The 12,662-nt window shown below is 68.6% G+C and carries 13 protein-coding genes; 8 read left to right on the top strand and 5 right to left on the bottom strand.

Translation table 11 applies throughout. From position 1 onward, the window contains the following. The coding region (locus VMD50_RS11170; RefSeq protein WP_325427753.1) for an alpha/beta hydrolase at positions 1-811 on the bottom strand (811 nt) is incomplete at its 3' end. Between the two features lie 104 nt (positions 812-915). On the opposite strand from VMD50_RS11170, the gene VMD50_RS11175 reads away from it, so the two are divergent. The 4 genes from VMD50_RS11175 to VMD50_RS11190 all read left to right on the top strand — a co-directional run bounded on the left by VMD50_RS11175 (position 916) and on the right by VMD50_RS11190 (position 4,728). Next, entirely contained in the window at positions 916-2,016 is a 1,101-nt protein-coding gene (locus tag VMD50_RS11175; RefSeq protein WP_325427755.1) for an NAD(P)H-dependent amine dehydrogenase family protein, read from the top strand. 18 nt (positions 2,017-2,034) lie between these two features. Further along, entirely contained in the window at positions 2,035-2,784 is a 750-nt protein-coding gene (locus VMD50_RS11180) for a glucose 1-dehydrogenase (RefSeq protein WP_325427757.1), read from the top strand. 176 nt (positions 2,785-2,960) lie between these two features. Further along, on the top strand, positions 2,961-3,311 hold the full coding sequence (locus VMD50_RS11185; RefSeq protein WP_325427759.1) for a WhiB family transcriptional regulator: 351 nt from the start codon (positions 2,961-2,963) through the stop codon (positions 3,309-3,311). Positions 3,312-3,378: 67 nt separating this feature from the next. Further along, on the top strand, positions 3,379-4,728 hold the full coding sequence (locus VMD50_RS11190; RefSeq protein ID WP_325427761.1) for an FAD-binding oxidoreductase: 1,350 nt from the start codon (positions 3,379-3,381) through the stop codon (positions 4,726-4,728). Between the two features lie 81 nt (positions 4,729-4,809). On the opposite strand, the gene VMD50_RS11195 is transcribed toward VMD50_RS11190, so the two are convergent. From VMD50_RS11195 to VMD50_RS11205, 3 genes are read right to left on the bottom strand one after another with little or no spacing between them, the layout of a single operon-like run. After that, positions 4,810-5,349, bottom strand: a complete 540-nt coding sequence (locus tag VMD50_RS11195; RefSeq protein ID WP_325427763.1) for a TetR/AcrR family transcriptional regulator — start codon at positions 5,347-5,349, stop codon at positions 4,810-4,812. A 31-nt stretch (positions 5,350-5,380) separates the two neighbouring features. After that, positions 5,381-6,214 carry a thioesterase family protein gene (locus VMD50_RS11200; protein WP_325427765.1) on the bottom strand — a complete coding sequence of 278 codons (834 nt, stop codon included), beginning with the start codon at positions 6,212-6,214 and terminating at the stop codon, positions 5,381-5,383. A 19-nt stretch (positions 6,215-6,233) separates the two neighbouring features. After that, on the bottom strand, positions 6,234-7,052 hold the full coding sequence (locus VMD50_RS11205) for an SMP-30/gluconolactonase/LRE family protein (RefSeq protein ID WP_325427767.1): 819 nt from the start codon (positions 7,050-7,052) through the stop codon (positions 6,234-6,236). A gap of 196 nt (positions 7,053-7,248) precedes the next feature. On the opposite strand from VMD50_RS11205, the gene VMD50_RS11210 reads away from it, so the two are divergent. From VMD50_RS11210 to VMD50_RS11220, 3 genes are read left to right on the top strand one after another with little or no spacing between them, the layout of a single operon-like run. After that, the gene (locus tag VMD50_RS11210; RefSeq protein ID WP_325427769.1) at positions 7,249-8,139 is read left to right on the top strand and encodes an acyl-CoA thioesterase; all 891 of its coding nucleotides are present in this window, start codon (positions 7,249-7,251) and stop codon (positions 8,137-8,139) included. 15 nt (positions 8,140-8,154) lie between these two features. Beyond that, positions 8,155-9,069, top strand: a complete 915-nt coding sequence (locus tag VMD50_RS11215) for an LLM class F420-dependent oxidoreductase (protein ID WP_325427771.1) — start codon at positions 8,155-8,157, stop codon at positions 9,067-9,069. Beyond that, positions 9,070-10,218: an acyl-CoA dehydrogenase family protein gene (locus VMD50_RS11220; protein ID WP_325427773.1), complete on the top strand. Its 1,149-nt coding sequence runs from the start codon at positions 9,070-9,072 to the stop codon at positions 10,216-10,218. Positions 10,219-10,288: 70 nt separating this feature from the next. Here VMD50_RS11220 and VMD50_RS11225 read toward each other — a convergent pair whose 3' ends face one another. Then, positions 10,289-10,966, bottom strand: coding sequence for a DUF427 domain-containing protein (locus VMD50_RS11225; RefSeq protein WP_325427775.1), 678 nt, complete (start codon positions 10,964-10,966; stop codon positions 10,289-10,291). A gap of 88 nt (positions 10,967-11,054) precedes the next feature. Between VMD50_RS11225 and VMD50_RS11230 the strand changes: the two genes are divergently transcribed. Continuing rightward, positions 11,055-12,650 (top strand): HNH endonuclease signature motif containing protein, encoded by a 1,596-nt coding sequence (locus tag VMD50_RS11230; protein ID WP_325427777.1) that lies wholly within the window; start codon positions 11,055-11,057, stop codon positions 12,648-12,650. Positions 12,651-12,662: the final 12 nt, after the last annotated feature.

Genomic DNA, 12,662 nt, shown 5'->3' on the forward strand with positions numbered 1-12,662 from the left:
CGAAATGCCCCTCGGGATACATCCGGACCTCACCGCGCGGCGCCTTGGCCGCGTAGCGCAGCGTGGGGACCGCGGGAGCCACCGAGTCGGCTTCGCACACGCAGAACAGGATCGGGCAGGAGACCTTCGCGGCCGAGCGTCCCGGACGGTAGGTGATGACCTTCAACGCGAGCCGGGCGGCGACCTCGTTCGGCGCGGTCCGGCCCTCGGGAACCAGCCTCATATAGCCGGGGTACGCATCGGGGGCGTTCATCAAGGCGACCTCACCCGGCTTGCCCGCCGCGGCGACCATCACCGGTGATCGGCCGAACCGGGCCGCGATGAGGTCGCGCGCGGCCAGCACACCGATGCGCGCGAAGATCACCGGGTTCAGCGTGCGCGCGGAGGCGACGCCGTCGGTGAACGGGCACTGCACCACGGCGGCCTTGATGCCCGGCACCCTGGCCGCCGTGGCGATCACGTGCCCGCCGCCAAACGAGGTGCCCCACAACCCGATTCGACTGTGATCGATGCCTTCGAGTGTGCGGGCGTAAGCGACCGCCGCCGCCCAGTCCGCGAGCTGCATCTTGATGTCGAGCAGTTGGCGCGGCCGGCCTCCGCTGTCGCCGAAGTTGCGGTAGTCGAACACCAGGCAGGCGTAGCCGGCCCCGCTGAACCGTTCGGCATAGGCGTCCAGTCGCATGGTGCGCACCGCGCTCAGGCCGTGCGCCATCACCAGCAGCGGCGCCGGATCACTGCTCGTGGGCCGGTACAGCCACGCGCTGATCCGGTCGTCGCCGGATGCGAATTGGACGTCCTCGCGTTGTGCCACAGCGTTTTAATTCTGCCCGGTCGCAAGTCGGGTGCGGTAGGCGCCCGAGAAATAGTGGACTACTGTCTAGAAACGTTTCGGGCGTTCGAGGGACGGAGACTCTCATGGCTATCCGCGTGGCGCACGTCGGTACCGGAAACGTCGGGGGGCTTGCCCTGGCCGAACTGATCACCAACCCGCAGTTCGAGCTGACGGGCCTGTGCGTGTCCACGCCGGAGAAGGTGGGCAAGGACGCCGGGGAACTGTGCGGCGTCGGCCTGGACGCCGGCACCGTGACCGGCGTGGCGGCCGTCGGCGACTTGGACGCCGTCTTGGCCACCAGGCCCGAGTGCGTTGTCTACTGCGCGATGGGTGACACCCGCCTGCCCGACGCGATGGCCGACGTCATGCGCATCCTCGCCGCCGGGGTCAACGTCGTCGGGTCGTCGCCGGGGCTGCTGCAATACCCGTGGGGTGTCATGCCCGGCAAATACATCGATCGTGTCGAAGACGCTGCGAGGCAAGGCAATTCGAGTATCTTCATCACCGGCGTCGACCCCGGGTTCATCAACGACCTCATCCCGTTCGCGCTGGCGGGCACCTGTCAGAGCATCGAGCAGGTGCGCTGCATGGAGATCGCCGACTACGCCACCTACGACGGCGCCGAGGTCATGTACTACATGGGGTTCGGCAGGCCCCTCGATGAGGTGCCGATGCTGCTGCAGCCGGGCGTGCTGAGCATCGCCTGGGGGACGGCGATCCGTCAGCTGGCCGCCGGCCTCGGCATCGAGATCGACCAGATCACCGACTCGTGCCAGCGCGAACCGGCGCCCGAAGACTTCGACATCGCGGTCGGGCCGGTGGCCAAGGGCACCATGGCCGCGCTGCAGTTCGAGATCCGCGGCATGTCCAAGGGGCACCCGGCGATCGTCATCGAGCACATCACCCGATTGCGCCCCGACCTGCGGCCCGACTGGGCGCAGCCGGCTGCCGGCGGCGGCTCGTATCGCGTCGAGATCACCGGGGAGCCGTCCTACGCCGTCGACATCGTGCCGAGCAGCCTCAAGGGCGACCACAACCACGCCGCGATCGTGGGCGCGGCCGGGCGCATCGTCAACGCCATCCCGTCGGTGATCGCGGCGCCGCCCGGCATTCGGACCACGCTCGACCTCCCGCTGGTCACCGGGAAAGGTCTTTACGCACCGAACAACCTGGTAGTCACGTAACCCGAAAGGAGCTCCCGAGTGGGACAGGTAGGACGTGTAGCGGGCAAAGTTGCGCTCATCAGCGGTGGCGCACGGGGGATGGGTGCCTCGCACGCCCGGCTGCTCGTGGAAGAGGGCGCCAGGGTGGTGATCGGCGACATCCTGGACGACGAGGGCAAGGCGCTGGCTGAGGAGATCGGTGACGCGGCACGCTACGTCCACCTCGACGTCACGCAGCCCGACCAGTGGGACGCCGCGGTCGCCACCGCGACCGGCGAATTCGGCAAGCTCGACGTATTGGTCAACAACGCCGGCATCGTGGCGCTCGGGCAACTGCGGAATTTCGATCTGGGCAAGTGGCAGAAGGTGATCGACGTCAACCTCACGGGCACCTTCCTCGGCATGCGGGCGGCAGTCGATCCGATGACCGCGGCCGGGGGCGGTTCGATCATCAACGTGTCGTCGATCGAGGGTCTGCGCGGCGCGCCCGCGGTGCACCCGTATGTCGCGTCGAAGTGGGCGGTGCGCGGCCTGGCCAAGTCGGCGGCGCTGGAGCTGGCGCCGTTGAACATCCGGGTCAACTCGATACACCCCGGGTTCATCCGCACCCCGATGACCGCGAAGCTGCCCGAGGACATGGTCACCGTCCCCTTGGGCCGCCCGGGCGAGCCGCGGGAGGTGTCGACGTTCGTGCTGTTCCTCGCCAGCGACGAGTCGTCCTACACCACGGGCAGCGAGTTCGTCATGGACGGCGGGCTGGTCACAGACGTGCCGCACAAGGAGTTCTAGCAGCGGAGTCCTCGGTAGCCGCCGGCCCGTTAACCGCGGCGTTGCGCGCGCTTGGGTCCGGGTTTCGGCGGTGGCCTTCCAGTATTCAACTCGTGTCGTTTAACGGGCGCGGCGCGGGGAATTATTCAGGCACGCACCTGCGTGGGATCTCGGTCCGGGAGAAGGGAAGACAGCTCATGTCAGGGTCAAAGCCGGCCGGTCACCGGCCACACCGGACGGTTGTGCGGGGGTTGGCGCGCAACCCGTCCGCGGAGGAACCGGCCGGCTGGGTATCGCGAGCGTTATGCGTCGATGCCGATCCCGACGGGCTCTTCGTCACCGGCGCCGCCCAGCGCAAGGCCGCGACGATCTGCCGGCACTGCCCGGTCATGCAGGAGTGTGCTGCAGAAGCGTTGGACAACAGAGTGGAATTCGGCGTGTGGGGCGGCATGACGGAGCGCCAGCGACGGGCCCTGCTCCAGCGGCACCCCGAGGTGGTGTCCTGGTCAAATTTCCTCAGCGAGCGAAGAAACCGCAGCGTCGGCTGAATCACGCCGAGTGGCGCGCGTCGGGGGCTTTCGCCGGGCGGTAGCCGGCGGTGCTATAACCGCGAGCATGCCAGGCAGGCTTGGGGACCTCAAAAGGATTGTCGGTTCCAATCACGTCATCACCGATGCCGACGTGCTGGCCGGCCGCAGCGTGGATTACACCGGCCGCTATCGCGGCCGGGCCAGCGCGCTGGTGCGGCCGGGGTCCGCCGAACAGGTCGCCGAGGTGCTGCGGGTGTGCCGCGATGCGGGGGCGCGGGTGACGGTGCAGGGCGGTCGCACCTCGCTGGTGGCCGGCACCGTCCCCGAGCACGACGACGTGCTGCTGTCCACCGAACGGCTTTGCGCCCTCGGCGATGTCGACATCGTTGAGCGCCGCGTTTCGGCCGGCGCCGGCTCCCCTCTGGCTTCCGTCCAAAGTGCGGCCGCCGCAGCGGGTTTGGTGTTCGGGGTGGACCTGGCCGCCCGCGACACGGCGACCGTCGGCGGCATGGCCTCGACGAACGCAGGCGGCCTGCGCACCGTTCGCTACGGCAACATGGGCGACCAAGTGGTCGGCCTGCAGGTGGCGCTGCCCGACGGTTCGCTGATGCGTCGCCACAGCCTGGTGCGTCGCGACAACACCGGCTACGACCTGCCGGCGCTGTTCGTGGGCGCCGAAGGCACCCTCGGCGTGATCACCGCGCTGGACCTGCGGTTGCACCCGACACCGTCGCATCGGGTGGCGGCGGTCTGCGGGTTCGCCGACCTCGAGGCGCTGGTCGACGCCGGCCGCACCTTTCGGGACGCCGACGGGATCGCGGCGCTGGAGTTGATCGACGGCCGGGCGGCGGCGCTGACCGCCGAACACCTCGGGGTCGGTGCGCCGGTGCGGGGCGATTGGCTGCTGTTGGTGGAACTGGCCGCCGACCACGACCAGACCGATCGGCTCGCCGACCTTCTGGAGGGCGTGCGGCTGTGCGACGAACCCGCGGTCGGCGTGGATGTCGCTGCGCAGCAACGGTTGTGGCGCGTTCGGGAAGCCCTGGCCGACGTGCTTGGCGTGTACGGGCCGCCGCTGAAGTTCGACGTGTCGCTGCCCCTGTCGGCGATCGGCGGGTTCGCCCGCGAGGCGGCCGCGTTGGTTTGTGTGCGGGCGCCCGGGGCGGTGCCGCTGTTGTTCGGCCACATCGGCGAGGGCAATTTGCACCTCAACGTGCTGCGCTGCCCGGTCGAGGGGGAGCGGGCTTTGTACCAGCCGATGATGGACCTCATCGCGCGGTGCGGGGGCAACGTCAGCTCCGAGCACGGCGTCGGCAGTCGCAAGCGCCGGTACCTGGGCATGTCACGCGAGCCCGCCGACATCGCCGCGATGCGGGCCGTCAAGGCCGCGTTGGACCCGACCGGCTACCTCAACGCGGCCGTCCTGTTCGAGTAGTCCTCTTGCCGCGAGGGCGCGCAAATGTGCGCGCGATGCGGCGTGTCGCCGTGCAAACACGGGCGGTCGCGGGGGATTTGATCAGCCGCCGCCCTTGATTCCGACGGCGTGGCGCAATTGCTCCAGGAACTGTTCGGCATCGTCGCTTCGGACGATGTAGTGCGAGATGGCGATCCTGATGACCGTCGCGGCTTTCACCGCGGCGTTGGGTCCGGAGAGGTGCCGTTGCAGCCCGTCGCGCATCTCCGGGATGACGCGACCGAACTGGGCGATGGTGTGCTCGGGTTCGACGTCCACCATGCGCACCCCTGAGTACGAATGCTGGAACTCGACGATGAATCGCAGCACGGCGTCGAGCTTGTCGACTCCCCTCAGTCCGGCGGTGGCCCTGACCAGGCCGCTCTCGAAGGCCTGCCGTTCGTATTGCGAAAACGCCGACAGCAGTTCCTCTTTGGACGCGAACCAGCGGTAGAGCGTGGGGCGCGACACCCCCGCCTGGGCGGCCACTTCGGACAGGCTGAGCTTGGTCTTGCCGTTGCGGCCGAGCACCTCGGCGGTGGCGTCGAGGATGCGCTGGCGCGTCGAGGTGTCGAACTCTGCCGCTTGGGCCGGTTGGCTCATAAGAGAAACTTTACGAAGTATCGCCAAGGTGTCACGGTTTTTTCGTTTCCCGGCCGGGGCGCGAGCGCACCAGCACACACTGCTGGATGGCGCCGACCGCGCCCCGCTCGTCAAACAGCGTGCCGACCGTCGTCCCGACGCCGTCGGGCCCGTAGCTGGTCTCCGCGCGAATGCCGATCCAGTCGCCGTCGGGGATCCGGAATACGTGCACGGCGAGGTCGGTGTTGAGGAAAGTCCACCTGGTGATGTCCAGCTTGCTGCCGATGCCGTTGGCGCAGTCGGCCACCGCGAACAGCCGCTCCAGCGGCGTCATCGTCTCGCCCTTGACGAGGTCGGCCGTCGGGTTGATCCAGGACTCGCCCGGGCCCGCGCTGAGCGGTTCGGTCAGCCAGAGCCAGTCGAGGCTGTGCACGTAGTTGCGGTCCCAGTCGAGCGCCTTGAGGTTGCGGTTGCGGGCCTCGGTCCGCGGCCGGGGGAGGTCGGCCGCGGCGTGGGCCAGCGCCCGCGTGTCCTGCTGCTGCAACCGCCATCCGCTGGCGCGGGCCACCGGCCGCGGATCGCCGCCGGGCCCCGGGGCGAGCATCTCGGCGCTGACCAGTTCGATCTGTTTGCCACCGCGCTGCACGTGCGAGCTGACCCACAGATCGCCCTCGGCCGGCACCCCGCCCAGCAGGTCGATGACCACCCGGGACAGCCGGGTGTCGTCGCGCCAAGCGCACCGTTCCAGCGCCCGGACCAGCAGCGCCGATACCGGCCCGCCGTGCTGGATCGCGGCCGACCAGGTGCCGCGCGCCAGGTCGGTGGCCCTGAACTTCTCGCCCAACGGGTCGGCGTCATCGATCAGCTCGTAATAGGAATCCGTCACTCGTCCACCTCTCGGGGTGTCAGGGTAGGCCCGCGCCGGGGATGTCCACCGTCGCGACGTCCAGCCGGGACAGCTTGGTGCCGATCAGGCGCCGGGGATACGCGTCGGTGCTGGAAAGCAGGAACAGCGTGCGGCGCTCGGGACCACCGAGCGCGCACGCGATGGCCACCCGCTCGCCCATGTCGATCCGGTCGGTCACCACGCCGCCTTCGGTGATCCGCTCGAACTGGTGGGCCAGCGTCATCGACGCCCACACCCCGCCCTCGGCGTCGAGCGCGATCCCGTCCGGCGGCCCGTCGAGGCCGTCGGCGAAGACCCGGCGGTCGCTCAGCCCGCCGTTCTCGTCGATGGTGAACGCGGTCAGCCGACGGGCCGTCGATTCGGCGACGATCAACGTCTTTCGGTCGGGCGTGATCACCATGCCGTTGGGAAAATCCAGATCCTCGGCGACGACGGTGGCGGTCTCGTCGGGATCAAGGCGGATGATCGCGCCACCAGACAACGCCTGACATCCGATATAGGCCCGCCCGGCATCGTCGACGACCATGTCACCAAGATTGGCCGGTGTCAGATACGCGAGATCGGCGATGGGGACGACCGTTTCGCCGTCGTAACGCAACACCTGCCGGTCTTCGCCCGAGGCGATCAGCAGTGACCCGTCGGGACGGAACCCGAGGCCGGACGGGGAGCGCCCGGGCAGGGGCAATGTGGTCAGCGAACCGCGCATGTCCGCGGTGTGCACGGCCTCGCCGAGCATGTCGGAGAACCACAGCAGTCCCTCGAACCACCGCGGGCCTTCACCGAAGCAGAAGCCGTTGGCCAGGGGCTCGGGGATCATCCGGCCGCGCCCTGTGACAAACCTTCCGCATTACAAAACATCGCAAAAGTGTCATGCAGGACGTGCGCCGGTGTCAATCTCGCCGTTCGTGCGCCCAATTGCATTGCCTCCCTGAATGTTGTTAGCCAAGCTTTACAAATCCTACTCAAAGTGTCACGCTGAGCCGTGAGCTGCCGGCACGGGAGGTGGAGCGGATTTGACCAAGGCTTCTGAGGAATCTGAGCAGATCGGGTGGACGGTGCAGGGCCTGCTAAACCTCTTCGACGTGCAGGCCGACGGGCAGGATCGGTTCATCGGCGACACCGGGATCGCCGTCGGCGACGAACGGCAGGTGGTGGAGGGCACCCAGGTGCTCGCCCAGGCGATCGTCGCGGTGGCCAAGAGGTTCCCGGACAAGTCCGTGCGCTCGGCGCACGCGGTGTTCTCCCGCGCGGTCATCGTCGGGCCGCCGATCGAGTTGGTGCTCGACGTGGTGGCCGAGGGCCGGTCCACCGCGACCGCCGTGGTCGCCGTGCACCAAAACGGCCGGCGCTGCCTGAGCATCACCGTGCTGGCCGACGTCCCGACCGGCGACGTCATCCGCCACCACCTGCCGCGCCCCGACGTGACCGCGCCCGCGGACGCCCACCACTCGCCGATGCCGATGGTCGGACGCGAGCTGCGCCTGGTCGACGTCGTCGACGTCAACAGTCCCGACGAGGTCGGGCCCCCGGAGCTGTACGCGTGGCTGCACTACGACCCCATCCCGACCCGCGACGACCTGGCCAAGGCGCTGTTGGCGTACTTCACCGGCCATCTGGGGATTTCCACGACCATGCGCGCCCACCCGGGCATCGGCACCGCCCAGGCGCACCTGACCGTGTCCACCGCGCCGATGAGCATCTCCGTCGCGTTCCACGAGCCGGTGCGCTGGGACGGCTGGCTGCTCTACACCCACGAGAGCACCCAGGTCGGCGCCGGGATGTCCTACGTGCGCGGCACGGTGCACTCCGAGGAGGGTGAGCTGCTGTGCTCCTTCGCCCAGGAGGCGCTGATCCGTCCGCTGCGCAAAAGCGACACGGCAATCGATTCCCGCGCCCGGTTTTAGCGTCTGGTCGCGGTCATGCGCTTCACCATCACTCATCCGATGCACACCCATCCGTACAACCCGGAGTTGTCGAGCGGGGACGGCATCGCGAAGGTGGCCGCGGCCACCGAGGCGGCCGGGATTCACGGGTTCGGCTTCACCGATCACCCCGCCCCGTCGCAGCGGTGGCTCGAAGCCGGCGGGCACGACGCCCTGGATCCGTTCGTCGCGTTGGGCTATGCGGCAGCGACGACGAACACGCTGCGGCTGATTCCCAACATCGTGGTGCTGCCGTATCGAAATCCGTTCGTGGTGGCCAAATCCGGCGCCACGCTGGACCTGCTTTCGGGTGGGCGCTTCACGCTCGCGGTCGGTGTGGGCTATCTCAAGCGCGAATTCGCGGCGCTTGGCGTGAACTACGACGAGCGCGCCGAGCTGTTCGAGGAAGCGCTGCAGGTGATCCGGGCCATCTGGACCAGTGACGACATCTCCTATGAGGGAAGGCATTTCACCGCCCGGGGCATCACGGCGCACCCACGGCCGGCCGGCTGCCCACCGATCTGGATCGGCGGCAACACCACGACGGCGCGCCGGCGCGTCGCGCAGCACGGCGACGGCTGGTGCCCGTTTCCCGCGCCGCCGCAGCTGGCCCAGACCGCGGGCACCGCGGTGATCGACTCCGTGCAGCGTCTCACCGAGGGCATCGACGATCTGCGGCGCCGGTGCGACGCGGCGGGCCGCGACTGGTCCGCGATCGACATCACCTTCACCAACTTCGAAGGCGGCAGCCCCGCGACCGACGAGTTCAACGCCGACGCGTACCTGGATGGCCTGGAAAAGCTTGCGGCGGTGGGGGTGACGTGGGTGAGCGTCGGGCTGCCCGGCGACGGTATGGCGCATGCGCTCGACACCCTCGACCGGTTCCGAACCCAAGTGGTCGACGCGATCTAAATGGACTTCTCGCAGGTCGAACTCTCCGCGCAGGACCGGGAATTTCTCGACGAGACCCGGGCCTTCATCGCCAAGCACGTCACCGAAGAGGTGCTGCGCCGCCAGCGGGAATTCGGCGAAAACTTCGACGAACAAGTGCATTTGGCGCTGGGTGAGGCCGGATATCTGGCCTCGGACTGGAAGCCGGAGTCCGAGGGCGGGTTCAGCCCGATCCGCCGGCGCATCTTTCAACTCGAGATCGCCCGAGCCCACACCCCGTGGTACCACTGGGGCACCACGTCCGTCGTCGCCCGGCTGGTGCAGCAATTCGGCGCGCCGGAGCTCGCCGGCAAAGTCGTGCCGGGCGTGCTGTCCGGCGAGATCCGGCTGTGTCTGGGGTACACGGAGCCCGAGGGCGGCTCGGACGTCGCCACCTGCAAGACCCGGGCGGTGCGGGACGGCTCGGCGTGGATCATCAACGGTTCCAAGATGTTCACCTCGAACGCGCAGAACGCCCGGTACGTCTTCCTGCTCACCAACACCGACCCCCAGGGCCCGAAACACAGGAACCTGACCATGTTTCTGGTCCCCCTGGATTCATCCGGCATCGAGATCCAGGGCATCCGCACCCTCGACGGCGACCGCACCAACATCGTCTACTACAGCGATGTGCGCGTCGATGACCTCTACCGCATCGGCGAGGTGAACGGCGGCTGGGCGGTGATGCGCGCGGCGCTGGACTCCGAGCACGGCATGGTCGATCCGGAAGACCATGGCCTGCAGTACATTGCGGCGATGGCGGGGCACGGCGACGTGATGGCCGAAGTGGTCGACGCCGTCGCGGCGCTCGTTTCGCAGGTGGACGACGAATCGGTGAAATACCGGCTCGGGCGGGACATCGCGCGGATGGAGGCGGCGCTGTCCACCCCCGGCATGTTCGGCCGCGTTGCTATCGCGCAGACGATGCGCGACATCACCCCGGATCTGATGGACATCCTGGGGACGGCGTCGGCGTTGCCCACCGACACCCATGGTGCCGCGAGCGACGGTGCGGCCGAACACCTTTACCGGTTGTCGTTGCCTCTGGGGATCTACGGCGGAACGCTCGAGGTGTTCCGCAACATGATCGCCCAGCACGCGCTGCGACTCGGCCGTCCTAGCTACTCCTGACTTTGCCGCCGAAAGTGCAACTGCCGACGGCCGCACTCGGGAGATGCGTTGCCAGTTGCACTTTCGCGGCTTAAGTGAGTGGCAGCTCGGCGACGACGTCGACGCGCACGGCGTCGAAACTGAAAGACCCCTTGATGGGCAGGCTCTCCGGGGGTGGGTTTTCATAACTCCACGCGACGTCGTCGACGACGCTGTCGCCGAGCGCGACGGACCAATAGGTCGCAAAGCCCTTGTAGTTGCAGTAGCTCGACGTCTCCGATCGCCGCAGCAGATCGGTGCGGACATGCGACGGGTGGACGTAAAGGCGCGGCTCGAGCGCGGTCTCGAACAGGATCAGCGTGTCGTCCGTGTCAACCAACGTGGTATCGGCGACCGAGACGCGCAGGTGCCGCCGCGTCGGGCGGCAGTCGACGCGGTGGTATGGGTTCGGCGGATAATGCACGAGTTTGCGCCCTTCCTCGAACCAGGCGTCGACGGCGTCCCACGGCACGTGGACGAAGCCCGGCGCCTCGGTCTCCGGCTTGGTCGGCAGGTCACCGACCGCGTCGGCCGGAAACGCGTAGCTGAGCGGGTGACCCCGCCGGTGGACCATCAGCGCCCGCTCCGTGTCGATCACCGTCCGCCCGTCCTTCAAGGCCTGGACGCGCCGCGGGTGCGGCTCGACGTAGACGACCTCGGAGGGTATCGCCGGCGAGAACCGCCCGGCCGGATCGCTGCTGAGCGGGCCGCGCCCGGCTACCAGGGTCATATCACCACCCTTCCAGCCACGCGGCCGGTTATCCACAGGCGGCCCGGCTTGATCAGAATCATCGGAGCGGTGTGGCATAATCGAATGTGTGTTCGAATCTTTACCCGATTGCGATCCCGCCGCCCTGGTGGCGGTGGTGGAGGCGACCCACCGCGAGGAGTCGATGTTGGTGGCGCGGCGGCTGGCGGCGGTCGCGGCGTTGCTGCGGCACCGAGCCGCCGCCGCTGAGAGGTCCGAGCACCGGGACGACCACGCCGAGATCGACGGGTTCGAGCAGACGGCTGCCGAGGTGGCCGCGGTGATGAATCTGTCTGCGGCGGCGGCCAGCTATGTGGTGTCCTATGCGGAGGCGCTGGACGTTCGGCTGCCCCAGGTTGCGGCCCTGCTGGCTGAGGGGCGGACGGACTGGCGAACTGTGCGGTTGATCATCAGCCGCACCGATCTGGTCACCGACGAGGGCGCGATGGCCCACCTCGACCGCTCGTTGGCCGCGCGGATCGGGAATTGGCAGGGCTGGTCCAGGCAGCGGATCGTCAATGCCGTGGATGCCGCGGTGCGGGCCGTCGATCCCGACGCCGCCCGCGAGCGCCGCGAGGTCGCCGAGAACGACCGCCACATCGCGGTCAGTGCTCATGGCAACGGGATGGCCGATCTGTACGGGTCGGTGGCCGTCGCGGCCGCGACGGCATTCGATCAGCGGCTGTCACAGCTCGCCAAGGACGTGTGCCCCGCCGACCCGCGGACGTTGGATCAGCGCCGCGCCGATGCGTTGGCCGCGCTGACCGAGGGCCGCCGGCTGGGATGTGCCTGCGGAAGCCCCGACTGCCCGACACGGGCCGGCGACGAGCAGGGCATGCCCGACCCGGGTGGCGCACGCGTGGTGATCAATGTGGTCGCGAGCGATCAGACGGTCTACCACGACGGGGATCGTCCCGGCTATCTGGCGGGCCATGGCGTCATCGACGCCGAGCAGGTCCGACAGCTGGCCGAGGCCGCGTCGGTCCTGACGGCCAATCCGGTGACGAGTCCCGTCGAGGCGCTGCGCTATCAACCCCCGGCTGCTCTGGAGCGCGCCGTGCGATGCCGGGACCTGACATGCCGGTTCCCCGGGTGCAGCCGCCCGGCCATCGCCTGCGACCTGGACCACACGATCCCGTTCAACCATCGGGATCCGGCGTCCGGCGGCCTGACGGTGTTCGACAATCTGAAATGCCTGTGCCGACTGCACCACCGGCTCAAGACCTTCGGTGGTTGGCGCGATAAGCAACTCGCTGACGGCACCGTGGTGTGGGTCTCGCCCGCCGGGCGAACCTATCGGACGTTTCCGGCCGGCGCGGACCTGTTTCCGCAGCCGCGCGGTCCGGCATGCGCGCCGCCGCCACCGGGTGCACGGCGCCGGTCTGCGCAGCGAAGCGCGCGGATTGCCAAGGCGCGCGAGCGCAACCGTGAACAGCGGCCTATCAACGAGGCCCGTGTGCGCCTAGAGCAGGCCCGAAAAGAGGAAATCGCGGCGCGCAAATTCCGAAACCACATGCGCGACATGCTGTTTGTGTTCAAGGGCACATCGAGTACCAGCCCGTTCTGCACGTGGGTCAACGACCCGCGCGAGCCGGAAGAGCTCCCGGAGGACTGGAGACCAGACCGCCCAGCCCCCGATCCCCTGCCCGACGCCCCGCCCTTCTGAGGACGCTCGTTA

Source organism: Mycobacterium sp. (assembly GCF_035506235.1).
GTDB lineage: Bacteria > Actinomycetota > Actinomycetes > Mycobacteriales > Mycobacteriaceae > Mycobacterium.

Bases quoted from the DNA above. Each gene is read 5' to 3' on its own strand.
- VMD50_RS11175 (WP_325427755.1), top strand. From the start codon at position 916: ATGGCTATCCGCGTGGCGCACGTCGGTACCGGAAACGTCGGGGGGCTT.
- VMD50_RS11185 (WP_325427759.1), top strand. From the start codon at position 2,961: ATGTCAGGGTCAAAGCCGGCCGGTCACCGGCCACACCGGACGGTTGTG.
- VMD50_RS11190 (WP_325427761.1), top strand. From the start codon at position 3,379: ATGCCAGGCAGGCTTGGGGACCTCAAAAGGATTGTCGGTTCCAATCAC.
- VMD50_RS11195 (WP_325427763.1), bottom strand. From the start codon at position 5,349: ATGAGCCAACCGGCCCAAGCGGCAGAGTTCGACACCTCGACGCGCCAG.
- VMD50_RS11205 (WP_325427767.1), bottom strand. From the start codon at position 7,052: ATGATCCCCGAGCCCCTGGCCAACGGCTTCTGCTTCGGTGAAGGCCCG.
- VMD50_RS11215 (WP_325427771.1), top strand. From the start codon at position 8,155: ATGCGCTTCACCATCACTCATCCGATGCACACCCATCCGTACAACCCG.
- VMD50_RS11220 (WP_325427773.1), top strand. From the start codon at position 9,070: ATGGACTTCTCGCAGGTCGAACTCTCCGCGCAGGACCGGGAATTTCTC.
- VMD50_RS11225 (WP_325427775.1), bottom strand. From the start codon at position 10,966: ATGACCCTGGTAGCCGGGCGCGGCCCGCTCAGCAGCGATCCGGCCGGG.